This window comes from Amycolatopsis decaplanina DSM 44594, from assembly GCF_000342005.1.
Taxonomy (GTDB): domain Bacteria; phylum Actinomycetota; class Actinomycetes; order Mycobacteriales; family Pseudonocardiaceae; genus Amycolatopsis; species Amycolatopsis decaplanina.
Genome location: NZ_AOHO01000074.1, coordinates 505607 through 529487 on the forward strand (window position 1 = coordinate 505607; position 23881 = coordinate 529487).

25 protein-coding genes are annotated in these 23881 nt (G+C 67.7%); 12 read left to right on the plus strand and 13 right to left on the minus strand.

Annotation, left to right across the window (positions count from 1 at the left end; translation table 11 throughout):
- Positions 1–99: 99 nt before the first annotated feature.
- The 3 genes from H074_RS32295 to H074_RS32305 all read left to right on the plus strand — a co-directional run bounded on the left by H074_RS32295 (position 100) and on the right by H074_RS32305 (position 2711).
- Complete coding sequence (locus tag H074_RS32295; protein ID WP_007034289.1) at positions 100–1251, plus strand: beta-ketoacyl synthase N-terminal-like domain-containing protein; 1152 nt, start codon at positions 100–102, stop codon at positions 1249–1251.
- Positions 1252–1361: 110 nt separating this feature from the next.
- Complete coding sequence (locus H074_RS32300; RefSeq protein ID WP_007034290.1) at positions 1362–2027, plus strand: DUF998 domain-containing protein; 666 nt, start codon at positions 1362–1364, stop codon at positions 2025–2027.
- A 66-nt stretch (positions 2028–2093) separates the two neighbouring features.
- Positions 2094–2711, plus strand: a complete 618-nt coding sequence (locus H074_RS32305) for an AAA family ATPase (RefSeq protein WP_007034291.1) — start codon at positions 2094–2096, stop codon at positions 2709–2711.
- A gap of 25 nt (positions 2712–2736) precedes the next feature.
- On the opposite strand, the gene H074_RS32310 is transcribed toward H074_RS32305, so the two are convergent.
- The 5 genes from H074_RS32310 to H074_RS40795 form a co-directional block, all read right to left on the minus strand.
- On the minus strand, positions 2737–3891 hold the full coding sequence (locus H074_RS32310; RefSeq protein ID WP_007034292.1) for a 4-hydroxybenzoate 3-monooxygenase: 1155 nt from the start codon (positions 3889–3891) through the stop codon (positions 2737–2739).
- Between the two features lie 72 nt (positions 3892–3963).
- Positions 3964–4905: a DNA polymerase domain-containing protein gene (locus H074_RS32315; protein WP_007034293.1), complete on the minus strand. Its 942-nt coding sequence runs from the start codon at positions 4903–4905 to the stop codon at positions 3964–3966.
- A gap of 76 nt (positions 4906–4981) precedes the next feature.
- Entirely contained in the window at positions 4982–5497 is a 516-nt protein-coding gene (locus tag H074_RS32320; RefSeq protein ID WP_007034294.1) for a lytic polysaccharide monooxygenase auxiliary activity family 9 protein, read from the minus strand.
- Positions 5498–5733: 236 nt separating this feature from the next.
- Positions 5734–8346: a CHAT domain-containing protein gene (locus H074_RS32325; RefSeq protein ID WP_039923780.1), complete on the minus strand. Its 2613-nt coding sequence runs from the start codon at positions 8344–8346 to the stop codon at positions 5734–5736.
- Positions 8347–8436: 90 nt separating this feature from the next.
- Complete coding sequence (locus H074_RS40795; protein WP_161630707.1) at positions 8437–8610, minus strand: hypothetical protein; 174 nt, start codon at positions 8608–8610, stop codon at positions 8437–8439.
- A gap of 366 nt (positions 8611–8976) precedes the next feature.
- Here H074_RS40795 and H074_RS32330 point away from each other — a divergent pair, with 366 nt between their 5' ends.
- Positions 8977–9609 carry a hypothetical protein gene (locus H074_RS32330; RefSeq protein WP_007034296.1) on the plus strand — a complete coding sequence of 211 codons (633 nt, stop codon included), beginning with the start codon at positions 8977–8979 and terminating at the stop codon, positions 9607–9609.
- 16 nt (positions 9610–9625) lie between these two features.
- Complete coding sequence (locus H074_RS32335) at positions 9626–9946, plus strand: hypothetical protein (protein WP_235096926.1); 321 nt, start codon at positions 9626–9628, stop codon at positions 9944–9946.
- A gap of 60 nt (positions 9947–10006) precedes the next feature.
- Here H074_RS32335 and H074_RS32340 read toward each other — a convergent pair whose 3' ends face one another.
- Complete coding sequence (locus tag H074_RS32340) at positions 10007–10216, minus strand: hypothetical protein (protein ID WP_235096927.1); 210 nt, start codon at positions 10214–10216, stop codon at positions 10007–10009.
- A 155-nt stretch (positions 10217–10371) separates the two neighbouring features.
- Here H074_RS32340 and H074_RS32345 point away from each other — a divergent pair, with 155 nt between their 5' ends.
- Positions 10372–11268, plus strand: coding sequence for an ABC transporter ATP-binding protein (locus tag H074_RS32345; protein ID WP_039923784.1), 897 nt, complete (start codon positions 10372–10374; stop codon positions 11266–11268).
- Positions 11258–12082, plus strand: coding sequence for an ABC transporter permease (locus H074_RS32350; RefSeq protein WP_007034300.1), 825 nt, complete (start codon positions 11258–11260; stop codon positions 12080–12082). Before H074_RS32345 ends, H074_RS32350 begins: the two co-directional genes overlap by 11 nt.
- Positions 12083–12141: 59 nt before the next feature.
- Here the strand turns inward: H074_RS32350 and H074_RS32355 are convergent, their stop codons facing one another.
- The 4 genes from H074_RS32355 to H074_RS38835 form a co-directional block, all read right to left on the minus strand.
- Positions 12142–12999, minus strand: a complete 858-nt coding sequence (locus H074_RS32355; protein WP_007034301.1) for an oxidoreductase — start codon at positions 12997–12999, stop codon at positions 12142–12144.
- Positions 13000–13085: 86 nt separating this feature from the next.
- Positions 13086–13778, minus strand: a complete 693-nt coding sequence (locus H074_RS32360; RefSeq protein WP_007034302.1) for a TetR/AcrR family transcriptional regulator — start codon at positions 13776–13778, stop codon at positions 13086–13088.
- A gap of 20 nt (positions 13779–13798) precedes the next feature.
- Positions 13799–14212: a PGPGW domain-containing protein gene (locus tag H074_RS32365; RefSeq protein ID WP_007034303.1), complete on the minus strand. Its 414-nt coding sequence runs from the start codon at positions 14210–14212 to the stop codon at positions 13799–13801.
- The gene (locus H074_RS38835) at positions 14191–14634 is read right to left on the minus strand and encodes an SbtR family transcriptional regulator (protein ID WP_007034304.1); all 444 of its coding nucleotides are present in this window, start codon (positions 14632–14634) and stop codon (positions 14191–14193) included. Before H074_RS38835 ends, H074_RS32365 begins: the two co-directional genes overlap by 22 nt.
- Positions 14635–14919: 285 nt before the next feature.
- Between H074_RS38835 and H074_RS40800 the strand changes: the two genes are divergently transcribed.
- Together H074_RS40800 and H074_RS32375 are read left to right on the plus strand one after the other, a co-directional pair.
- On the plus strand, positions 14920–15075 hold the full coding sequence (locus tag H074_RS40800; RefSeq protein WP_161630708.1) for a hypothetical protein: 156 nt from the start codon (positions 14920–14922) through the stop codon (positions 15073–15075).
- A 2-nt stretch (positions 15076–15077) separates the two neighbouring features.
- On the plus strand, positions 15078–15419 hold the full coding sequence (locus H074_RS32375; protein ID WP_007034306.1) for a YciI family protein: 342 nt from the start codon (positions 15078–15080) through the stop codon (positions 15417–15419).
- A 68-nt stretch (positions 15420–15487) separates the two neighbouring features.
- Here H074_RS32375 and H074_RS32380 read toward each other — a convergent pair whose 3' ends face one another.
- Positions 15488–16066: an FMN reductase gene (locus tag H074_RS32380; protein ID WP_007034307.1), complete on the minus strand. Its 579-nt coding sequence runs from the start codon at positions 16064–16066 to the stop codon at positions 15488–15490.
- The gene (locus tag H074_RS32385; RefSeq protein ID WP_007034308.1) at positions 16063–17139 is read right to left on the minus strand and encodes an LLM class flavin-dependent oxidoreductase; all 1077 of its coding nucleotides are present in this window, start codon (positions 17137–17139) and stop codon (positions 16063–16065) included. Before H074_RS32385 ends, H074_RS32380 begins: the two co-directional genes overlap by 4 nt.
- 135 nt (positions 17140–17274) lie before the next feature.
- Between H074_RS32385 and H074_RS32390 the strand changes: the two genes are divergently transcribed.
- Positions 17275–18699: a glycoside hydrolase family 76 protein gene (locus tag H074_RS32390; protein ID WP_039923866.1), complete on the plus strand. Its 1425-nt coding sequence runs from the start codon at positions 17275–17277 to the stop codon at positions 18697–18699.
- Here H074_RS32390 and H074_RS32395 read toward each other — a convergent pair.
- A complete protein-coding gene (locus H074_RS32395) occupies positions 18683–18931 on the minus strand; it encodes a hypothetical protein (RefSeq protein ID WP_007034310.1) in 249 nt (82 codons plus the stop codon). The genes H074_RS32390 and H074_RS32395 overlap by 17 nt on opposite strands.
- A gap of 289 nt (positions 18932–19220) precedes the next feature.
- Between H074_RS32395 and H074_RS32400 the strand changes: the two genes are divergently transcribed.
- Positions 19221–21272 (plus strand): DNA gyrase/topoisomerase IV subunit B, encoded by a 2052-nt coding sequence (locus H074_RS32400; protein ID WP_007034311.1) that lies wholly within the window; start codon positions 19221–19223, stop codon positions 21270–21272.
- Positions 21273–21301: 29 nt separating this feature from the next.
- Positions 21302–23788, plus strand: coding sequence for a DNA gyrase/topoisomerase IV subunit A (locus H074_RS32405; RefSeq protein WP_007034312.1), 2487 nt, complete (start codon positions 21302–21304; stop codon positions 23786–23788).
- The last annotated feature ends 93 nt before the right edge of the window (positions 23789–23881 follow it).

Sequence of the window (23881 nt, forward strand, 5' to 3'; positions counted from 1 at the left end):
CGATTAGATCACTAAATCGACGTAGCCGTCCTCCCCGGACAGCTGACCGGTGCGGCTATTCCACCCCAGCGTTGACTTAATGTAGTCGAAGGGAAACACGTGCGGAGCAAAACAGACATCTGCGGCATCGGCGCCGTAACCGCCTACGGCTGGGGGCGCGAAGCACTGTGGGAGGGTTTGGCCGGCGGCGTCCCCTGCGCCCAATTCGCCGAAGGCTTCGGGGAGACCCCGGATCTGCCGGGCTGGGTCGCACACGTGCCCGAGGGCGGACGGCCGAGGGACGGCAGCCTCCACGCGCGCGCCCTGCTCGCCGCGGCACGGGAGGCGATCGAAGACGCCGGAGCGCGAGGCTGGTCGCCAGGACGCCGGGTCGGCGTCATCTCAGGCGGCGTCCGCGAGGACCTGCGGACCTGGGACAGGCTCACCGAACTCGGCGAGCAGCTCATGTACCGGCGCGAGTTCATCGGCATGATGCCCTCGACCCCGATCGCCACGCTGATGTCGGAGTTCGGCTTCCACGGCCCCTCGATGGCCACGTCCGCGATGTGCGCGACCGGCAGCGCCGCGGTGCTCACCGCGAAGATGTGGCTGGACGCGGGAATGGCCGATGACGTGGTCGTGGTCACCACCGATCTGTCCGCGACCAGGACGATGGTGCGCAACTTCGTGCACTGCGGGGTGGCGATCACCGACGTTCCCCCGCTCGAGGCGTGCCGTCCTTTCCAAGAGGGCACAAGGGGTTTCACCTTCTCCGAGGCCGCGGTCGCGGTGGTGCTGACCCAGCGGAAGACCGACTCGTACGCCACCCTGCGGGGCGGCGCCATGACGCATGAAGCGCACAACGCGATGGCGCTCGACCCCGATCCGACGAACGCGGTCGCGGCGGTGACCGGGGCACTGGAGAACGCGAACGCCGCGCCGTCCGACGTCCGCTACCTGAACGCGCACGGAACGGGCACGAAACTGTGCCACCGCACGGAATCCCAGATCCTCGAAGCGGTCTTCCCCCGCGAGACCGAGATCTACTCGATCAAACCGCTGACCGGGCACAGCCAGTCGGGCAGCGCGCTGACCGAGATCGCGGCGATCTGTCTCGCGGCGGAGCGGGACCTGGTCCCGGCGCCGAAACCGGTGGCGGACGGGCATCCGCAGCTGATGGAGGGACCATCCCGGCCGGAAAGCGGGCTCACCGTCAAGACGTCGATCGGAATGGGCGGCTACGTCGCCGCTGTCGTGTTGGAGACCGCCTAGCGGGCAGTTCGATAACACACGGTCTCAACGTCGTCACGAACTGTCATTTTCCGTGCTCGGATGGTCGATACTTCCCAGTAGCGACAACGCATCGAAGCACGGAGGCGACCATGAGCCCGCGAACGGCGTCCGACAACCTCGTCCACAACTACCTGTTCTTGCGGCGTGCCATAGGTTTCCTCGGGATCGGACTGCCCTTCGTGCTGGTCTTCGGGAAGATGGCCCTCGACGGCGGCGGCCTGCTCAACTCGATCAGCGGCTACTACTACTCGGGGATGCGGGACGTCTGGGTCGGCGTCATGTGCGCCATCGGCGTCTTCCTGTTGTCCTATCGGGGTTATGGCCGGGTCGACGACATCGCCGGGAACATCGCGGCGGTGGCCGCGGTCGGGGTGGCGCTCTTCCCGACGACGCCGTCGAACGGCGACCGCGCGGACGAGATCATCGGTCTGCTGCACCTCGGCTTCGCCGCGGTCTTCTTCCTCACCTTGGCGTTCTTCTGCATCGTGCTGTTCACCAAGTCGGACAAGGAGATCCCCGGCGCCCGCAAACCCGAACGGAACCGGCTGTACGTCACCTCGGGCGTGATCATGCTGGTGTGCCTGGCGTTGATCGTGCTCTGCGGCCTGGTCTTCGACGATCTGACGAAGGACCTTTACCCGGCGCTGTGGCTGGAGTCGGTGGCGATCCTCGCGTTCGGCGTCGCGTGGCTGACCAAGGGCGGGACGCTGCTGCCGGACAAGACGGTCACGGCGGGGACGCGCGTGACGGCCTGACCTGTGCGGGAGCCGCGCCGATCAAGGTAAAGGAACCTTTATCCTCGGCCGGGTCGTTGACGCCTTATGACCGATCGCATCGCACTCCAGCTCGGCCGCCGCGACCTGCTGGTGGTCGCGGGGATTCCCGGGGCGGGCAAGACCACCCTGCTGTCCCGGGCGGCGACCGGCGCGATACCGGTGCTCGATTCCGACCAGGTCCGCGCGCGGCTGCGGGCACGGCTGCCGGCCGCGCTGCCGTACCGGTTCTACCGGCCACTGGTCCATCTGTGGCATCGCGCGCGGGTCGTCCGGTTCGCGTTGACGGACGTCGGCCCGCTCGTCGTGCATGAGCCGTCGACCCGCGCGACGACCCGCGGGCTGCTGGCCCTGCTCGGCCTGCTGAGCCGCCGCCCGGTCCGGTTGCTGTGGCTCGACGTGACCCCGGAGGACGCCCGCGCGGGCCAAGTCGCGCGCGGGCGCGTCATCCGGCGGCATTCGTTCGCCCGCCACGTCAAAAGGGCCGAGAAGGTGCGCCGTGATCTGCGCGGCGGCTGGGTCCCGGCGGGCTGGCACGGCGCGCGGATGGTGACCCGCGAGGTCACCGGGGCGCTGCGATTCGTCACCGAGGAGGAGCCGGGGAGACACCGCTCGGGCGACGTCCGGCTCCTCCGTGCCGAGCCGCCCGCGGCGCGGGCGGGATAGCGGTTCCGGCTCGGTTCATTCGTGGTCAGACACCCACGTAGTTCTCGGCGAAGAAGTCTTGGTGCGCCCGGGAAACCCGCAGGCTCTCCAAGCGCGCGTCCCGCAAGGCCCGCTGGAAGACGGCCTCGTCGTCGTACCCGGCCGGGCCGTGCAGAAGGTTGATCATCCAGAGCGAGAACTCCTGCGCACGCCAGATCCGCGGCAGGCAGTCGGCGGAGTAGCGTTCGAGCGCCGTCGTGTCGGTCTCGGTGAGGGCTTCGATCAACGCGTGCGCGAGGATCTCGGCCTCCATCAGCGCGAGATTCGCGCCTTTCGCCGCGGCGGGACTGATCAGGCTCGCCGCGTCGCCCGCGAGGAACAGGTTCCCCCGCTGGATCGTGTCCATCACGCGTGAGGCCATGTCCACGATCCGACGCTCGATGATGGCGCCACGTTTGAGCTCGCCGTAGCGGTCGGCACGCATCCGCACGTGCAGTTCGTCCCAGATCCGGTCGTCTCCCCAGTTCTCCGGATCCTCACCGGGCGGGACTTCGAGGTAATAGCGCGTCACCGTCGACGTTCTCGCCATATGCCCGGCGAATCCGCGTTCGTGGATGGCGTAGCCGATCGCGGACATACTCGGCGGCGCCTCGGCGAGGATCGCCAGCCACGAAATGTCGTGGTCCCGGCGGAAGACCCGGGCCGGCACGGATCTCAGCGAGATCCCGCGCCTGCCGTCGCAGCCGGCGATGTACTTGGCACGCAAGAGAAGATCATCGGCGATGACCGTCGCGTCCATCCCCGACACCGAGGAGACCTCGGTCCCGAACCTGATCTCCCCGCCGCGGGCGAGGAATTCCGCGATCAGGTCGGTGACCAGGAACTGTTGCGGATAAACGGTGTGCACCTCGCCGTTCCCGAGCTCGCTGTACTTCAGCTCGAATTCGGCCCGATCGTCACGGAAGGCGCAGGTGTCGTGCCGGACGCCGTTCGTGAGCAGTCCGTCGGCGAGCCCGTTCTCGGTGAGCACACGGACACTGTTCGCGGCCAGAAATCCCGCCCTGGCCCTGTTTTCGACATGCTCACGGCTTCGACGCTCAAGGATCAAACAGTCGATTCCGGCCGCGCGCAGGAGATTTCCCAGCACCAGGCCCGCCGGACCGGCCCCCACGATCACCACGTCGGCATCGATCTTTCCCACGAAAGCCCCCAGTACCTTCGCCCGCCCCCAGCGCGGTCCAAGGTACACAAAACGGCGTGCCGTCGTGGGCGTTCAGCTCTTCCGGTCGCGCGACCGCGCCCGGCGTTTCCCTTCGTGCATCGCCACGACGCGGGCGATCGGGATCGTGTGCCCCTGTTCGACGAGGTCGGCGGGCAGCGTCTGCGGCACCGGCATCGACTCGGCCCACGGATCCTTGTCCCCCAGGAGACCCGGCGCCGTATGGACGGTGAAATCGGCGGGGACCACGTTTTCGAGGACCTCCCAGGCCACCGGGAACGACACCGTCAGTCCCGGCCGCAGCCGTGGGCTGTACGCCGCCGCGACCGTGTTCCCGCCCGCCCGCGTCGAATCGAGGTACACCTTTCCCTCGCGGTCTTCCACGATGTACGCGGTCGTCGCGAGCGCCGGGTCGATCTTCTCCGCGCGGGCGGCGAGCGCGCGGGTCGCGGCCGCGACGTCTTCGAAGCCTTGTCCCGGCGTCAGCGGGACGAAGATGTGCACTCCCTTGGAACCGCTGGTCTTGACCGTCCCGACGAGTCCGGAGTCGGAGAGGGCCTGCCGCACCAGTACCGCGGCCTTCACGACGTGGGTGAAATCGTCGCCAGGGGGCGGGTCGAGGTCCAGCACCAGATGGGTCGGACCCGCGTCGACGTCCGCGGTCATCAACGTCGGGTGGTACTCGACGGCGCGCTGATTCGCGAACCACAGCAGGGTGCGGCGGTCGTCGCAGAGCGCGTACGACACCTGCCGTTTCGATGTCTCCGCCCACATCCCGTACCGCTTCACCCAGTCGGGCGTGTATTTGGGCAGGTTCTTCTGCATGAACGGTTCCTGGCCGCGCAGGACGCGGATCACCGAAAGCGGCCTGTTCTCCAGGACCGGAATAATGCGGCCCGCGACGGCGTCCAGATAGTCCACCAGGTCGCGTTTGGTCGCGCCCTCGAACAGCGGCTGGTCGAGGTTGGTCAGCTTGACCCCGTCGCGTTCACACATGGGGTGAGCCTGACACAAAAGCCTCGTGAGTGGTAATGACGGTTCTAACCGTCATTACCACTCACGAGCCCGATCCCTAACTGATGTTGGCGTCGATACACGCGTAGAAGGCGTTCGCCGTGTCGTAGACGTTCCAGCGGGCGAGGATCTTGTGCCGCCCGCTCTGCTGCAGGTTCACGCTGTGGGTGACCGTGGCCCCCGGCTGCGCGCCGCCATCGTTGATGGTCGCGACCTTGGCACCGTCGACGAAGTACTCCCAAGTGCTGGTGCGGTGGCGAGCCGTCAGCGTCCACCGGAACGTGGTGGTACGGCCGAGGGAATGCACCGTCCAGCCCTTGCTGTCGTCGTTGAGGTCCGCGAAACGGCCGACACCACCGTTACAGCTCATGAGCCCCTTGGGGCCCTCGACACTTTGCGGCTCCCATTTGATGGAGCCACAGGAAACGGTGTTCTGGGCGCATTGCGCCTGCCTGCTGGCAGGCGAGGAAACGTAGCCGTGCGCGCTGGCGGTGCCCGCCGGGATCGCGACCAGAGCCGCCGGCACCATCGCCGCACCTGCCGCCAGGGTCAAAAGCCGTCGTTTGAAGCTCATGCCTACCCCTTTCCCATCTCTGCACCCGCCGCCGACCCACTCGGGGAACCCGTCCGTCGAGTCGAGGGTTCCTGGGCCGCGGCGAGCGAAAACCACTGAAGGTTGGGACCCATCCGCCGAAGCGCCGAGCAGAGCGAATGTGGTCTAGACCATAATTGGTTCAGACGACTCGGTCAAGAGTAACCAACCGGGCACTTGGAGTCGTGAAGATCGAACAGGGGTTGTCAAGCCGGACTTCAGCCGGCACCCAAACAGACGAACGGCCGCCGGAACGGATCAACGGCGATGGTGTCCGCCAAGGCCGTCGCCGGTCCGGCGCCTTCGACGAGTCCACGGTGGTAATCGTCCATCGCGGCCGCCGCGGCCTCGTCACCGACTCGGCTCAACGGCGCGATCACCGTCCGCGAACCGCTGGCGAGCAAAGCGCTGGCGAAACCGAGGACCTCGTCACCGGGCCGGATCCGGTTCAGCGCCAGTTCGCACGCCGCGAAGACGACTTGCGACGGCGGCTGCGCGAGCCCGGCCATTTCGTGCGCGAAGAGCGCGCCGTCGGCCAGTTCCAGCCGGGAGAACAAGGCGTTTTCGGGCTCGTGCGCGCCGTGCGCGGCGATGTGCGCGAGCTTCGCGCCGTCCAACGCGCGCAAGACGGAGGTGATGGTCGCGTCGGCCCCGGCAAGCGTATGCGCGGTCCGGTAATGCGTGGCGAGTTTCTCCAGCTCACCCCTGGTCCCCACGAGGCCAGGACCGCGGACGAGGACGACCTTCCGCCCGGGCGACCCCGTCGAGCGCTCGGCGCCCAGCCACGCCGTCGCCGACGGAGCGACGACGATCGGCCGCGACCGCAGCGCGGGCAGCACTCCCCACGGGACGGCGAACAACGGGCCGGTCGGCACGACGACCAGGCCACGGTCCCCGAGCAGCGCTTCGAGCGGCCGGATCAGCTGGATGTCCAGCCGTTCGGCCTGTTTCCGCGCCGAACCGAGCACCGACTGAACCAACGGCGCCGGCAGCCGATCCGGCGCGAGGGCGTCGAGATCGACGTTCAGCATCCGCGCGGACTCCGCCGCCCGCTCCGCCGAACCGAGCCGCACCAGTTCACACTGCCCGCCGACGACGACCATCGCCACCAGGTCGTCCCCCGACGAAGCGAAACTCACCAGCGCGCGTTCGCCCAGTTCCTCGGCGACCTCGGCGAGCCGCACGATCGGCCGCGGCCTGCCCCATCGCCCCGTATGCCACCCGAGCCGATGCGCCTCGCGTAACCGCTCGGCGTGCTTCGCGCGCAACGCCGCCGTCGGATGCCCGTCATGCTGCGCCTGGTGGATCGCCTGATCGAGCCCTCGGACCTCACCGACCCGCTCGGCCAGCTCCGGATCGCTCGCCACAACCGGTTCGTACCGGTAACTTTGCGCGCGGGTCCGCTCCGTCCAGCCGAACAACCGGGCCGCGTCGGCGCGCTCCAGCACGATCTTGACGGCCAGATCCGCCAGTTCCCTGCCGTGCAGCGCCATCCCGGACACGAGCTCGATTCCGCCCATCCGGTCACGGACGCGGTCGAGTTCGGTGAGCCCGGCCCGGATCTCCGCCAGCGCCCTGGTCTTGTCCCCCTCCGCCACCGCGAGTTCCGCACGGCAAAGCCTGCGCAACATCCGATAATCGACGGAGGTCAACCGCCCGGGACGTGGGATCCGGGCGAGCAACTCGGCGGCGCGCTTGCGTTTTCCCTTCCGCAGCTCGACCCGGACGGCCAGCATCCGCGCGAGCGCGGCCTGATCGACGAGCCTCGGCATCGGCATCCCGTTCGCCGCGCGCAGCGCGCGTGACGTCAGGATGGGCGGGATTTCGTTGGTGCGCAAAGCTTCCTGCACGTCAGCACGGAGACCGACGATGGTCGCGTTCGCGACGCAGGTCTGGCAGCCCCAGCGCAGCATCCTGCGGCGCGCGGACGCGGCATAGGAGCGGGCGAGTCCGAGATCGTCGCTCATCAGCGCCGCCGACGCGCGATACAGCTCCACATCGGCGAGATCACGGCTGATGCTCCGCTGTGCGAGCATCGCCGGCAACACTTCGTCGAGGTGCCCTCCGGCTTCTTCGGCAAGCCCCGCCGTCAGCAACGCCTGGGCCTGGGCAAGCCGCAGCAGCGGATGCACCTCGATTCCCAGTGATCGGTAGATCCGTTCACTTTCCCCGAAGAACTTCAGCGCGGCCGGGACATTGCCGACGCGCAGCTCCAGTGACCCGAGCGGTCGCCTGGCGTCCGCCGCCTGGGAGCGCAAACGATGCCGCTCGGCCAACTCCATAGCGTGCGTGAGGTCGTCTCGAGCCCGGCGGACATCTCCCAACCGGGTGTAGGCCAGACCGCGCGTGACGAGCGTCCCGAGATACGGATCGAGCAGCGGAACCGGATCCGTCGAGGCGTCAAGCACCATCTGCCGGAACCTGAGAGAAGAATCGAAATAGGTGATGCTGTCCTCGTTACGACCCGCCGCCATCAAGAGCAGGGCGAAGTTGTGGTCGAGCCTGCCGGAAAGATCCGCCCGCAAAAGAGGATCGGAGACGGCGGGAAGCAACAGCCGGATATCGTCGAGGCTGGAGAGGCCGGCGGAAACCGCACCACTGGTCTCGGTGCCGATCGTGGCAATGGTCGAGGCGAGCCTGATGCGAACGGTCAACCATTCGTCACGATTCTTCGCCGACACAGGATGGATCGACTCGAGTACGCTCATCCCCCGGCGGAGCAGCCGGAGGGCTTCACGCTGACGCGCCGAGCAGCCCGCCTCCACACCGGCCAGGTGTAGTTCACGGGCCTTGCGAATGCTCTCGAGTTCATGAAGCGTAGTCACAGCCACTGAACTATGACAGCACACTCCGTAGCCGAAGGAAGCCCGCCGCCGGGAAAGTCCGACGAGCGGGCGACTTCCTTCAACCGGCGAAGCTGCTCACGGGGTGGGCGGGGGTGTCTGAGCGCAGCCACCCGAGCATTCCAGCAGCTTGTCGCGGTAGTGCTCACAGTCCGGGCTGTGCTCGTGCTGCGGCAGGTCAGGCTTGGACTGAGCCGGGTCGACCGGCTCCTCCTCGCCGATGGCGTCCTTGACATCCGTAGGCGTCGACATTTGACGATCTCCTCCCCTGGCGATCTTTCTTTGTCGTACCCGGCGACCCCATTACGGCGGCCCCCTCTGCCCGCAAGCCCTCTTCCTGCGAACGGGGCAATAGTGCCACAACGGAGCAGTGATCGGGAGTTTTTACCTACACTGAGTCATCGGCGGCACCCGAAAGAGGGACGCCTGGTTAGCGAGTCTCACGACTTTGTGCCAAATGGCCGCACCGCGCTCAGCGATGACCGCGAATCGAGATCATTTCACTGCGCCATCCGGCCTAAAATTCAAACTTCTTGTGGCACAAGGGTTTCCGGCTACGAGAGCGGGGAATTCACGGCCTGTCGGGGGTAGACCGGCGAACATCCGGAGGAGATAACGATGTCCACCTGGTTGGTCATCATCATCGTCATCGCCGCGATCCTGGCGGTGGGAGCGGCCGCTTGGTTCGTCATCGCGGGACAGCGCAGGCGGCGGTTGCGTGAGACGTTCGGACCCGAATACGACCGGGCCGTCAAGGAACACGAAAGTCCACGGGAAGCGGAACGTGAGCTTTCGTCGCGGGTGAAACGACATTCGTATCTCGACATCCGGCCGCTGCCGAAGACCACAAAGGACCGGTACGCGCAGGAATGGGCGCTGATCCAGGAACAGTTCGTCGATCGTCCGTCCGGTGCGGTCGTCGAGGCGGACCGGGTCCTGGTCTCCTTGATGGCCGAGCGCGGTTATCCGACCGAAGGGTACGACCAGCAGCTCGCGGATCTGTCAGTCCGGCACGCCAACGCGCTGCGACACTACCGCGCCGGGCACGACACGCTGGTGCGCCAACGGGAATCCGAAATGTCCACAGAGGACATGCGGGAAGCGATGAAGCACTATCGCGAGGTGTTCGAAGATCTGTTGACCGATGCCGGCGAAGGAGCGGAAAGCCATGGAAAGCAGGCGCTTGGAAACCGAGGGAACGGAACGCGTCGCGGGGACGACGGATCGGCTCGACGAGGAACGGACCGATGACGGCACCGGTCAGGCCTTGAGCACCGAGGACCTGGTTGCCGCCGAGCCCGAGCGCACCACCGAAGACGAAGCACAGACGTTGTTCGACAACGTCGACGTCGACAGGTTCCGCGACAGCTGGCAGAGCATCCAGACGGCCTTTGTGGACGATCCGCGGCGAGCGGTCAAGGAGGCCGACGAACTCGTCGCGGTCGTGATCCAGAACCTGGCCACGACCTTCGCGGATCACAAGAAGGAACTGGAATCCGCGTGGAGCCAGGGTGAACCGGCCACCGAAGACCTCCGGATCGCGCTGCGCCGTTACCGGTCGTTCTTCAACCAGTTGCTGAGCGCATAGGCAAAAGCTCGTGAGTGGCAAGGACGGTTAGAACCGTCCTTGCCACTCACGAGCTTTTGCCTATGCGCCGGCCGTCGCCAGTCCGAAGAACGGCACCGCCAGGCTGAAGAGCGCGTAGACCCGGCAGATCCGGTCGAGCGCACGCAGCACGGACAGTCCGGAAACCGGTTCGGCGAAGGCCTTCCGCGCGGCGCCGGGGAACATGCTCGCCGCGACGGTGACCGGACGGACCGCGATGACGGCGGCGAGCATATGGAGGACTTTCGACACGCCGCCGAGCCTATGATCGTCACCCCGGTGTCCGGTACTAGTGTTTTCGACAGATATCACAGGATTCCGGCCACGCACTACGTCCGGCGACGTACGCCGGATGCCGCTTGGGAACGGATGTGGCGAGGGCCTCTCCCGGGACACCATTCGTCACCATGAACCTTCCCGTGGACACAGACGAACTCACGAAACGGTACGGCGGGCATCTCGCCGTCGACCGGATGAAACTGACCGTGCTGCCCGGCGAGATCTACGGCTTCCTCGGCCCGAACGGCGCGGGCAAGACGACGACGTTGCGGATGCTGCTGGGACTCGTCCGGCCGACTTCCGGCGGCGTCCGGTTGTTCGGCAAGCCTCCCGGCGATCTCGACGGGGTCGGCGCGCTGATCGAATCGCCGGGGTTCTACCCGTACCTTTCCGGTTCGGACAATCTCAAGGTGCTGGCCAGGTACAGCGGAACGGATCCGCTGCGCGTCGGCGAGGTGCTCGCGATGGTCGACCTCGCCGATCGCGGCAAGGACCGGTACTCGACCTACTCCCTCGGCATGAAGCAGCGGCTCGGTGTCGCGGCGGCACTGCTGAAGGATCCGCGGCTGCTGATCCTCGACGAGCCGACCAACGGGCTCGACCCGGCCGGGATGGCCGACATGCGGGTGCTGATCCGGCGGCTCGGCGCGGAGGGTTGCACCGTGCTGCTGTCGAGCCACCTGCTGGGCGAGGTCCAGCAGATCTGCGACCGCGTCGGTGTCGTCTCGCACGGGCGGCTGGTCGCGGAGAACACGGTGGCCGAACTACGCGGCGGCACGGTGCTGCACATCGAGACCGACGAGGTCATGCGCGCCGCCGAACTGGTGCGGCACTGGATCGGCACGGAGAACGTTCGCGCGAGCGGGACAGGGCTCGATCTGACCGTCGACCCGGAACGCGCGTCGTGGCTCAACCGCGAACTCGTCACGGAAGGGATCCCGGTGCGCGAACTGCATGTCCGCGAACGGGATCTGGAACAGGTCTTCTTCGAGCTCACCGGAGAGGTGGCAGGTCATGTGGGGTAGCTGCACCGCCGAGCTGACGAAACTCGTCCGGCGTCCGGCGAACTGGTTCATGCTGGGGATCGCGGTCGTGCTCGGCCTGACCTTCACCTATCTGCTGCCGCTCGCGGGCGCGGCGGGTTCGTCGAGCGGGGCACCCGGCACGGATCGAGGACTGGCCGCGACCCTGCCGTCACATCTGGTCGGCAACTCGATCGGCGGGCTGCCGGTGTTCCTCGGGGCGATCCTGCTCGTGATCGGCGTACTGGCCGTTGGCACCGAGTACGGCTGGAGCACGTGGAAAACCGTGCTGACGCAGGGACCTTCGCGTCTCACCGTCTACAGTGGAAAGTTGTTCGCATTGGCCGTCGCGTCACTGACCGTCGTGCTGGCGAGCTTCGCGACCGGCGCGATCACGAGCGCGCTCATCGCCTCCTCGGAGGGCGAGCCGATGAACTGGCCCGCGTTCGGCTCGCTGCTGACGGGGATCGGCGCGGGCTGGCTGATCGCGATGACCTGGGCGGCTCTCGGCGCGGCCCTCGCCATCGCGATGCGCGGGGTGGCGCTGCCGATCGGGCTCGGCCTGGTGTGGCTGCTGGTGGTCCAGAACCTGCTGTTCGGGGTAGCGGCCCCGCTGGTGGACTGGGTCGGCACGCTTCAGCTGGCGCTGCCGGGAGCCAACGCCGGTTCGCTGGCCGCGTCGCTCGGCGCTTCGGGCGCGACGCCGGGAGTCGGGGAACTCGTCGGTGTCTCGCAGGCGACGCTGGTGGTGGCCGGCTACCTGGTGGTCTTCGCCGGTCTCGGCGGCTGGATGTTGCGGCGCCGGGATGTCCTCTGAAAGTCCGTGAAGGCCTCCTTCGCTGTCTTGAGGGTAGGGAAGGAGGCCTTCACGGACCGTTAGACGAGGGCGTCGAGATCCGCGATGACGTCCGCGGGCAGCTCGAGTTTCGCGGCGGCGACGTTCTCGCGCAGGTGCGACGGCGACGACGTACCCGGGATCACCAGGATGTTCGGCGACCGCTGGAGCAGCCACGCGAGCGCGACCTGCATCGGCGTCGCGTCGACACGGCGGGCGCAGTCGTCGAGGACGCCGGACTGCAGTGGCGTGAACCCGCCGAGCGGGAAGTACGGCACGAACGGGATGTTGATGGCCGCGAGGGCGTCGAGCAGGTCGTCGTTGGCTCGGTTCGCGACGTTGTACTCGTTCTGCACGCAGACGACCGGCGCGATGGCGCGGGCTTCCTTGACCTGTTCCGCCGAGACGTGGCTCAGGCCGAGGTGCCGGATCAACCCCTGCTGCCGCAGTTCGGCGAGCACCTCGAACGGCTCCGTGATCGAGACCGGGATCGGGAAGACGCCGTGCTCCCCCGCGAGCCGCAGGTTGACGACGTCGAGCACGTCGACGCCGAGGTTGCGCAGGTTGTCGTGGACCGCGGAGGTCAGCTCCTCCCGCGAGAGCGCCGAAGGCCAGCCCTTGTCCGGAGACCGCTTCGCGCCGACCTTCGTGACGATGTGCAGCTCGTCCGGGTACGGGTGCAGCGCCTCGCGGATCAGCTCGTTGACCGTGTGCGGACCGTAGAAGTCGCTGGTGTCGATGTGGGTCACGCCAAGCTCGACCGCCTCGCGGAGGACGGCGATCGCGGTTTCGCGGTCGCTCGGCGGCCCCCAGATGCCGGGGCCGGACAGCCGCATGGCGCCGTAGCCCATCCGGCTCACGGTGAGATCGCCGAGAGTGAGAGTGCCGCCTGGGCTCATGATCGCTCCTTGTGCAAGTGGGTTCCGCCCACCTTATGCAGGTTCGGCCTGCCCGGCGCGTGCGGGAAGGGAGCAAGGGACCTTTGCTAACACCCGGGCCTCTGACCTGCGCGAACGACCAGGCCGACCAGCTGGTTCGCCAGCCCTTCGGTCAATCCGTCGACGAACATCGCGTGGCCGGCGGGCGCTCCGCGTTCGGCCAGGACCGTCGCCACGGCCTCGCCTGGGTTCGCGTACGGCCACAGTCCCGCGACGAGGATGAAGACGGCCTTCGCGAAGTGTCCGGCCGCTTCGGCGTCCAACGGGACCTGGGCACGGACGACCTCGGCGAGCCGTTCGGTCCGGTCACCGGCCCGGCCTTTGAACGTGCGGGCGGTCTCCACGGAGATGTTGCGTTCGAGCACGGCGGCCATCGTGCTGATCAGCTCGCACAGCAGTCGCTGCCGCGAGATCGACGTCGCGATGACACTCGCGACACGCACTTCGCGCTCGTGCCCAGGCTTCGCGCCGTCAGGGGCGCTTAGCTCGCCTTCGAGTTCGTCGAGCCACGCGACCCAGACCGAGTCGAGGACTTCCAGGAAGATCGCTTCGCGGCTGTCGAAGTACCGCAGCACGTTCGACTTCGCCAAGCCCACACGGTCGCTCAGTTCTCGGAGGCTGATCCGGGAGACGGGCCGCTCGGACAGGAGTTCGCGCGCCGCACCGAGAATCGCCGTTCGCCGGGCCTCGACCTGTTCCGGCCGCCGTGCGCGCTGGAAGTCGGTGACCACGCGCCGCACGGTACCAGACCACCCGGCTGTTATTCGGCGTTCGCGGCCCTCCTGGTCTGCACCCGCTTGTAGCTCCAGATCAGCAACGCGAACAGGATGAGCCCGGAGAGGATCAGGCTCGACCCGGTGCTCCAGCCCCCGAGCGGCAGCCCGGGCACGAGTCCCCACACGATCCCCGCGGCCAGCAGGCCCAGCCCCGCCAGCACCGAACCCGCGATGCGCAGTGGAGAGGAAACACTGTCCTCGGCCGCCTTCATCGCCCTGTCGCGGATCGGATCGACGTACTTCTCCACCGCGGGGAACTCCGAGGCCAGCACGAGCAGACCCGCGAGCACCAGCAGCAGCCCCGGTCCGGGCAGCACGAGAAGCGCGATGCCGACCGCCAGGAGAATGACGCCCGCGATCAGGATCAGGGCCTGCTTCACGGGTTTTCCGATGCCCACCGTCGTCTCCTCGTCGTCGTCCCTCTCATCGATTGTGCCGGTCGCGCCGGGAAAACGCCGGTCATGGACGGGTGATGCCACGAGTTCCGCCAGAGCGACTCGTACTCCCGCTGCTCCGACGGGTCACCCGGAAGCGGCTCGACGACGCCGGCACGCAGGCCCGCGACGGCGATCGCGACCAGCCGCCGGACGTTCTCGTCATTATCCGCCTCCGGCACCGGACCGCGCCTGCTGAACTGGCCGATCAGCGGCGAGATGTCCGGCGTCGTGACGTCGTCGCGCAGCACCCCGGCGGCGTGCGCGCGAGCGACCACCTGGCCGGCAAGGTCCTGCGCTATCCCGGTGGCCTGCCACATCTCCTCGGTGGCGTCGATCCGTCCCGCGAGCGGCGCGAGGGCGCCGAACCCGCGGTTGATGACCACCTCGCGCGCGGTTCGCGATGCCGGCAAACCCGAGGCCAAGAAACTGGCGAGACTCAGCGCGGTCCTGGTCGAGGGCGATCTCGACGTCCCCGATTCCCTGCGGTGAAGACCGCGTACTGGCGCTTCCGGTGGATCCCGCGAAACCGATGCGGATGATCGCCGCCGACGACATCGGGTTCTTCGCCGCGACGGCGTTCGAGGACCGCGAAGGCTTCCTCGGGCAGGCGCTACGAACGGGTCACCGGGGTCCCGACCCGCTTCGAACCGAAGCCGATCGAGGAGCGCATGTTCGATTGGTTCGCCGAGAGCGGCTACGCGGCGGATGTCGCGGGCCTGCGGTCGCGCTACCCAGGACTCACCCGCTTCGAAGATTATCTGCGACTGTCTGTTCCGGGCGAGGCGGTTCGTCGGGATGGTGAACAAGCCAAAGCCAAGGAGTGACCATGCGCTACATGTTGCTGATCTGCGGAAGCCCGTTCCCCGGCGCGGACGACTGCGAAGACCCGCTCGACGAAAAGACGCAGGCGTGGGTCGACGAGATGACCGCTCGCGGAGTCCGGCTGTCCGGCAGCAGGCTCCGGTCGGCGGCCACCGCGACCACCGTGCGCCACCGCGACGGCGAACTGCTCGTCTCGGACGGGCCGTTCGCGGAGACGAAGGAACAGATCCTCGGCTACGACCTGATCGAGTGCGCCGATCTGGACGAGGCGATCGAGGTCGTGTCGAAACATCCGGTCGCGAAGTTCGCGACCATCGAGATCCGGCCGATCTGGCCGACCCCCTGACCCAGCCTCGTGAGTGGTAAGGACGGTTCTAACCGTCTTTGCCACTCACGAGAGCAAAGGTCCCTTGCTCACCCACCGGCCAGCAGCTGCTCGAACGGCACGAACCCGCTGTCCGGAGCCGCGACCGGCGCCCCCGCCAGCCGGGAGGCGAATTCCCGCCCGGCCCGCGAGGCCCGCGTGTCGAGATCACCCGGAGACGCCCAGTCCGACGAAGCCGCGTACACCGCCGTCGCGACAGGCTCGGCGCGAAGGTAGGCGAAGAGCGGACGCAGCGCGAAGTCCAGCACCAGCGAGTGCCGTTCGGTTCCGCCGGTCGCGCCGATCAGTACCGGCTTCCCGTCGAGCGCCTTCTGGTCCAGCACGTCGAAGAACGACTTGAACAGCCCGCTGTACGACGCGGTGAACACCGGCGTCACGGCGATCAGGCCGTCCGCGGCGGTCACCGTGTCGATGGCCGCGCGCAGGGCCGGGGACGGGAATCCGGTCAGCATGTTCTTCGTGACGTCGACGGCCAGGTCGCGGAGCTCGATCACCTCGATCTCCACGTCCGGCAACACCGAACGGGTGGCCGCGGCGAGTTTGTCGGCGAGCAGCCGGGTCGAGGACGGCTGGCTCAGTCCCGCGGTCACGACAGCGATCGTGGTCATACGGTCACCCCTGACGAAAGAGAAGCGTGAGTGGGAGCCTCGGGCACGTGAGCCGGGCGAAGCGAGTCGAGTTCCTTGCGCAGCACCGGAATGACGTGCTCACCCAGCAGGTCGAGCTGTTCCAGCACGGTCTTCAGCGGCAGTCCGGCGTGGTCCATCAGGAACAGCTGACGCTGGTAGTCGCCGAAGTGCTCGCGGAAGGTCAGCGTCTTGTCGATCACCTCTTGCGGGCTGCCGACGGTCAGCGGCGTCTGCTCGGTGAACTCCTCCAGTGACGGCCCGTGCCCGTACACCGGCGCGTTGTCGAAGTACGGCCGGAACTCCCGCACCGCGTCCTGCGACTTCGGGCGCAGGAACACCTGGCCGCCCAGTCCGACGATGGCCTGGTCCGCCTTGCCGTGCCCGTAGTGCTCGTACCGCTCGCGGTACAGGTTGATCAGCGCCTGGAAGTGCTCCTTCGGCCAGAAGATGTGGTTCGCGAAGAACCCATCGCCGTAGTAGGCGGCCTGCTCCGCGATCTCCGGGCTGCGGATCGAACCGTGCCACACGAACGGCGGAACTCCGTCGAGCGGCCGCGGGGTCGAGGTGAACTCCTGCAACGGCGTCCGGAACTTGCCGGACCAGCTGACCACGTCCTCCCGCCACAACCGGTGCAGCAGGTGGTAGTTCTCGATCGCGAGCGGGATCCCCTGCCGGATGTCCTGCCCGAACCACGGGTACACCGGGCCGGTGTTGCCGCGCCCCATCATCAGGTCGACACGGCCGTCGGCGAGGTGCTGCAGCATCGCGAAGTCCTCGGCGATCTTCACCGGGTCGTTCGTCGTGATCAGCGTGGTCGAGGTGGAAAGGATGATCTTCGACGTCCGCGCGGCGATGTAGCCGAGCATCGTCGTCGGCGAAGAAGGCACGAAGGGCGGGTTGTGGTGCTCGCCGGTCGCGAAGACGTCGAGGCCGACTTCTTCGGCCTTGAGCGCGATCCGCACCATCGCCTTGATGCGCTCGTACTCGCTGGGCGCCTCCCCGGTGGTCGGGTCGGTCGTCACATCGCCCACCGTGAAGATTCCGAACTGCATGACCTGCTCCCTGGGCCGGGGTTACTTTGCTTGAGCGTTCAACCTCACGCGAGCGAGAAGTATTCCAGACCATCGGCGCGAGCTGAAAGGGTGACTTGATCGGCCCGGAAAGTGGCCGCCCTCACACTCGGATCCATGTGGCTCACTTCCCTGCTTGTGACAACGTTGACATTCGCTCTCACGCCGGCCACCACCACTCCCGAACCCACCGTCGCGGCGACGATCTGCGCCAAGTACTGCGACAACCGCGACCCCGCATTGGCCGTCGGCGAAAGAAGACCCGGTACGGCGACCGTCTGGGGCCGCGGCATCACGCTGCATCTCTCCGATGGCGACGACATGGGCTGGGGCAGCATCGCCGACGGCGACCCCGGCGACGAGGTCTGGCTCGACCGCTCTTTCGACGGCGGTCGCACGTGGACCGGCGACAGCCGGATCGGCGACACGAAGATCCCGTCCGGCCAACGCGGCTGGCGGACCCTGATGTTCAACGTCGACGACCCCGCCACCCACCGCTTCGGCGCCCTGCGCGCCTGCGGGAAGGCGGGCAACCGGCCGGAAATCGCCTGCACGCCGTGGTTCCGCACCACGGTCGCGGCGAACGACCGTGCCGAGGCCGCGGCCACCGCGCTCATGCAGTTCTACGACAACGACACGGGTCTCTGGCAGACCACCGGCTGGTGGAACTCGGCGAACGCGCTCACCGCGATCCTCGACTACAGCACCCGCACCGGCTCGCAGAATTACCGCTACGCCATCGGCAACACCTTCGACCGCAACCGCGGGAACGACTTCACCAACTCCTACATCGACGACACCGGCTGGTGGGCGCTCGCCTGGATCCGCGCCTACGACCTGACCAAGGACCGCCGCTACCTCGACACCGCCGTCATCGCGGCGAACTACATGTACTCCTATCGCGACGGGACCTGCGGCGGCGGACTCTGGTGGTCGACGGCGAAGACGTACAAGAACGCGGTCACCAACGAGCTGTACGTCAAGGTGGCCGCGTCACTGCACAACCGGCTCCCCGGCGACACCGTGCAGTTGGCCAGGGCACGCGAGGTCTGGGACTGGTTCCGCGCGAGCGGCATGATCAACGGCGGCGATCTGATCAACGACGGGCTGAACTCCACCTGCGCCAACAACGGGCAAGCGGTCTGGAGTTACAACCAGGGCATCATCCTCGGCGCGCTGGTCGAACTGAACCGCGCGACCGGTGACGCCGCTCTGCTCACCCGGGCCCGTCAGCTCGCGGACGCCTCCACCACGACCTCACAGCTTCACTCGAACGGGATCCTGCGCGACCCGTGCGAGTCCGGGGACTGCGGCGCCGACGGACCATCGTTCAAGGGTGCTTACGCCAGGGGACTCGGCGAGCTGGACCGGGCGCTGGCGGGCAGGCCGTACCGCGCTTACCTGACGCGCCAAGCGAACTCGACGATCGCGAACAACCGTACGTCGCTCGACCAGCACGGCCTGCGCTGGGCGGGGCCGGGCGACAGGATCGACGCCGCCCGTCAGCACAGCGCGCTGGAGGTCCTCACCGCAGCCCTCTGAGCACCGGATCCGGGACGTGCAGCCAGGCGCGGACCTCGGTCTCCTTCTCGTGCACGAGCACCTGCCGGTAGCTCATCGTGCCGAGGCCGGGACCGCCCTGGTCCCGGACGTCCTGGATCCGCAGGCCGGGCTCGGTGACGACGTTGCACCTGGCCAGTTCCGCGGTCAGCCGGGACACCAGCGGACACACCAGGTGGAACTTCGGGAAATGCGGCGGGACCACGACGATCATGCCGTCCCCGGTGTCGCGCTTCAGGCAGGCGTGACGCGTGTGGACCGGTTCCGACGGTCACCTTCTTCCCCCGTAACCCTGTGACACCGGAAACGATAACGCCTCATCCGAGCCCTGAGGAAGCCGCTTTCCCCAGCCGTGACCCGGCCATCGGGAGAGGGTGATCCGCCACACCGGGGCTCGGGAGGAAGAAGCTGTCGGAGGGGACGGATATCCTCCAGTACGGTGTCGCGTTGAACGCCACCTCCACGAGCTAGTTCGCGAGCCACGACTCCAGGAGAAGTACCCAGTGACTGCTGAGACCCTGTACGGGGCCGACGACCTGACGCATCTCGAGGGTCTGGAAGCGGTCCGCAAGCGCCCCGGGATGTACATCGGCTCCACCGACAGCCGAGGCATCAACCACCTGTTCTCCGAGGTCGTGGACAACTCGACCGACGAAGGTGTGGCCGGTCACGCCACGAAGATCGTGGTCACCCTGCACGCCGACGGCAGTGTCCAGGTGGACGACGACGGCCGCGGCATCCCCACCGGCACGCACGCCAAATCCGGTTTGTCCGGTGTCGAGCTGGTGCTGACCAGGCTGCACGCCGGCGGCAAGTTCGGCGGCTCGGGATACAAGACCTCCGGCGGCCTGCACGGCGTCGGCGCGTCGGCGGTGAACGCGCTGTCGCACCGCTTCGACGTCACGGTGAAGCAGAACGGCAAGGTGCACCAGATGTCGTTCGCGCACGGTGTCCCCGGCGTCTTCGACGGACCCGGGCCGAAGGCCAAGTTCACTCGCAGGTCCGGGCTGAACGTCACCGGGAAGATGAAGCGCGGCGAGCGCTCCGGCACGTCGATCCGGTACTGGTACGACTCGCGCTACTTCGAGAGCGGCGCCGCGCTCGACGTCGAGGGTGTCCGCGCGAAGATGCGCAACACCGCGTTCCTGGTCCCCGGCGTCACGTACGTGCTGCGCACCGCCGTCGACGACTCGATCAGCGAAGAGACCTTCCACTTCCCCAACGGCCTCGCCGACATGGTCGACTTCCTCGCCCCGGACAGCGAGAAACCCGTCTGCGGCACGCTGATCATCAACGGCGAGGGCACGTACAAGGAGAACGCCGCCGACGCCAGCGGTGTCATGCAGTCCAATGTGGAGCGTCACGCCGAGGTCGAGGTCGCGCTCCGCTGGGGCACCGGCTACGAGCGCACGGTGGAGTGCTTCACCAACACCATCCGCAACGTGCACGGCGGCACGCACCGGCGCGGTTTCGACCGCGCCGTGCTGAAAGCCTTGCAGGACGCCATTTCCAAGACCCGCGGGCTGCTCAAGCCCAAGGAGGACATGCCGACGGTCGAGGACGTGCTCGAAGGCATGACGGCGGTCGTCCACGTCCGGCTGCCGGAGCCGCAGTTCACCTCGCAGACCAAGGACGAGCTGTCCACCGCCGGGATCACCCGGGTCATCCAGGGCATCGTCGACAAGCACATCCGGTCGTGGACCGAGGAGCGCAAGACCAAGTCCGAGGCGAAGATCGTGCTGCAGAAGGTGGTCGACGCGGCACGCGTCCGGCTCACCCAGAAGCAGCAGAAGGACGCCGCCCGGCGCAAGACCGCGCTCGAAGGCGCGGCCATGCCGCCGAAGCTGGTCGACTGCCGCACCACCGGCGTCTCCCGCAGCGAACTGTTCCTCGTCGAGGGTGACAGCGCGCTCGGTTCGGCGCGGATGGCGCGCGTGTCGGAGTACCAGGCGCTGCTTCCCTTGCGCGGCAAGATCCTCAACGTCCAGAAGGCGTCGCTCGGCGACACCCTCAAGAACGCCGAGATCGCCTCGATCGTGCAGGTGCTCGGCGCGGGCAGCGGGCGCACGTTCGACCTGTCGACCATGCGCTACGGCCGGGTGATCCTGATGGCCGACGCGGACGTCGACGGTTCGCACATCCGGACGCTGCTGATCACGCTGTTCGCCAAGTACATGCGGCCGGTGATCGAGGACGGCAGGCTCTACGCCGCGATGCCGCCGCTGCACAAACTGGTCACCAAGGGCCGCAACCCGGAGACCCACTTCACCTTCACCCAGAAGGAGATGGAGACCAAGTACGCGGCGCTGGAGCGGGCGGGCAAGCAGATCGTCACGCCGGTGCCGCGGTTCAAGGGCCTCGGTGAGATGGACGCCGACGAACTGTGGGACACCACGATGAACCCGGCCACCCGTTCGGTCCGCCGCATCACCCTCGACGACGTCGAAGCCGCTGAGAACGCGCTCGAACTGTTGATGGGCGAGAAGGTCGAACCACGCCGCAACTGGCTGGTCGAATCCTCCGACCGGGTCGACCGCGAAGCCATCGACGCCTGATTTCGCTGCTATTCAAGGAGCTTTGAGCAATGGCACGCCGTAAGGGCACCACCACCAAGGTCGACCCGTCAGCGTTCGACCAGCCCGGCGCGAACGTCTTCGACAACTCGCTGAAGACGGAGATCGAGGATTCGTACCTGGAGTACGCCTACTCGGTCATCCATTCGCGGGCGCTCCCGGACGCGCGGGACGGGCTGAAGCCGGTGCACCGCCGGATCATGTACTCGATGAACGAGAACGGCTACCGGCCGACGCACGCGTACGTGAAGTCGTCCCGCGTGGTCGGCGACGTGATGGGCAAGTACCACCCGCACGGCGACACGGCGATCTACGACGCCATGGTCCGGCTCGCGCAGGACTTCTCGCTCAACGTCCCGCTGGTCGACGGGCACGGCAACTTCGGCTCCCCCGACGACGGCCCGGCCGCCTCGCGATACACCGAGGCGCGGTTGTCCCCGGAAGCGATGCTGCTGGTCGGCGAGCTCGGCGAGGACACCGTCGACTTCCGGCCGAACTACGACGGTTCGCTCGAAGAGCCGTCGGTGCTGCCCGCGGCCTTCCCGAACCTGCTGGTCAACGGCACTTCCGGGATCGCGGTCGGGATGGCGACCAACATGATCCCGCACAACCTGACCGAGGTCATCGGCGCGGCACGGTGGCTGATCAACCACCCGAACGCCACCCTCGACAAGCTGATGGAGTTCGTCCCGGGCCCCGACCTGCCGACCGGCGGTTCGCTGCTGGGGCTGGACGAGGTCCGCCGCGCGTACGAGACCGGCCGCGGTGTGGTGCGCATGCGCGCCAGCGCCGAGACCGGACCGCTGGAGGGCAGCCGCGGCCGCCAGGCGATCACCATCACCGAACTGCCTTATGGCGTCGGCCCGGAGAAGGTGATCGAGAAGATCACCGACGAGGTCAACAAGTCCAAGCGGCTCACCGGGATCGCCGACGTCAAGGACCTCACCGACCGCGAGAACGGCACACGGCTGGTCATCGAATGCAAGGTCGGCGTGAACCCGCAGGCCCTGCTGGCGGACCTGTACCGGCTGACGCCGCTGGAGCAGTCCTTCGGCATCAACAACCTGGTGCTGGTCGACGGGCAGCCGCGGACGCTGGGCCTCAAGGCGCTGCTGGAGGTCTTCCTCAGCCACCGTTACGAGGTCGTCACCCGCCGCACCCGGTACCGGCGCCGCAAGCGCGAAGAGCGTCTGCACCTGGTCGACGGTCTGCTGATCGCCCTGCTCAACATCGACAAGGTGATCAAGCTGATCCGCGAGAGCGAGAACGCCGCGGCCGCGAAGGACGGCCTGATGAAGCGGTTCAAGCTCTCCGAGATCCAGGCGACCTACATCCTGGACACCCCGCTGCGGCGGCTCACGAAGTACGACCGGATCGAGCTCGAGGCCGAGCAGGACAAGCTGCGCGAGGAGATCGCCGAGCTGTCGAAGATCCTCGACGACGAGTCGGTGCTGAAGAAGGTCGTCTCGGCCGAGCTGGCCAAGGTCGCCAAGGACCACCCCGCCGAACGCCGCACCGCGCTGATCGACGGCGACCTCAAGGAGGTCCTCGCCGCGTCGAAGCCGTCGGGTCCGCTGGAGGTCGCCGACGATCCGTGCCAGGTGATCCTGTCGGCCACCGGCCTGGTCGCGCGGACGGCGGCGGAATCGGAAGAGGCGTCGGAAGTGCGGCGCCGCAACGGCCGCGTCAAACACGACTCGGTGTCCGCCGTCGTGCATTCGACAGCGCGCGGCCAGGTGCTGCTGGTGACCAACCGCGGGCGCGCGTTCAAGACGGACGTGCTGCCGCTGCCGGTGCTGCCCGAGCAGGCGGGCACGGTCTCCCTGCGCGGCGGGATGGCCGCGAAGGAACTGGTGCCGCTGGAGAAGGGCGAGCGCGTCGTCGGCCTGGCCCCGCTCGGCGAACAGGCGGCGGGCTCCCCGGGTCTCGCGCTCGGCACGAAACTCGGCGTCGTGAAGGTGTGCGCGCCGGAATGGCCGGTCCGCTCGGACGAGTTCGACGTGATCAGCCTGAAGGACGGCGACGAGGTCGTCGGCGCCACCTGGCTCACCGACGGCAACGAGACGCTGGCGTTCCTGTCGTCCGAAGCATCACTGCTGCGCTACGCCGCTTCGCTGGTGCGGCCGCAGGGCCTCAAGGGCGGCGGCATGGCCGGCATCGCCGTGCGTGGTGACGCGGAAGTGGTCTTCTTCGGCGCGATCCGGACCGATGACGCCGAACACGGCGAGCCGATGGTCGTCACAGCGACCGGCGCGAGCGTGAAGGTGACCCCGTTCAGCGAGTACCCGGCCAAGGGTCGCGCGACCGGCGGTGTCCGGGCGCAACGGTTCCTCAAGGGCGAAACGCGGCTGATGGTCGGCTGGATCGGCCCGCGGCCTGCCGGTGCCGCCCGCAACGGCGACCCGGTGGAACTGCCGGAGGTCGACCTCCGGCGCGACGGCTCCGGCCACGCGCACCCGGGCCCGGAGGTCGTCGGCCACCTGATCGAACGCGACTGACCCCGCCCCTGCCGCAATCAGTCACCTACTCTTGCGTCCTCCTGGAAGCCGACGCAAGTAGGTGACTGATTGCGAGGGCCTGCGTGAGCCCCG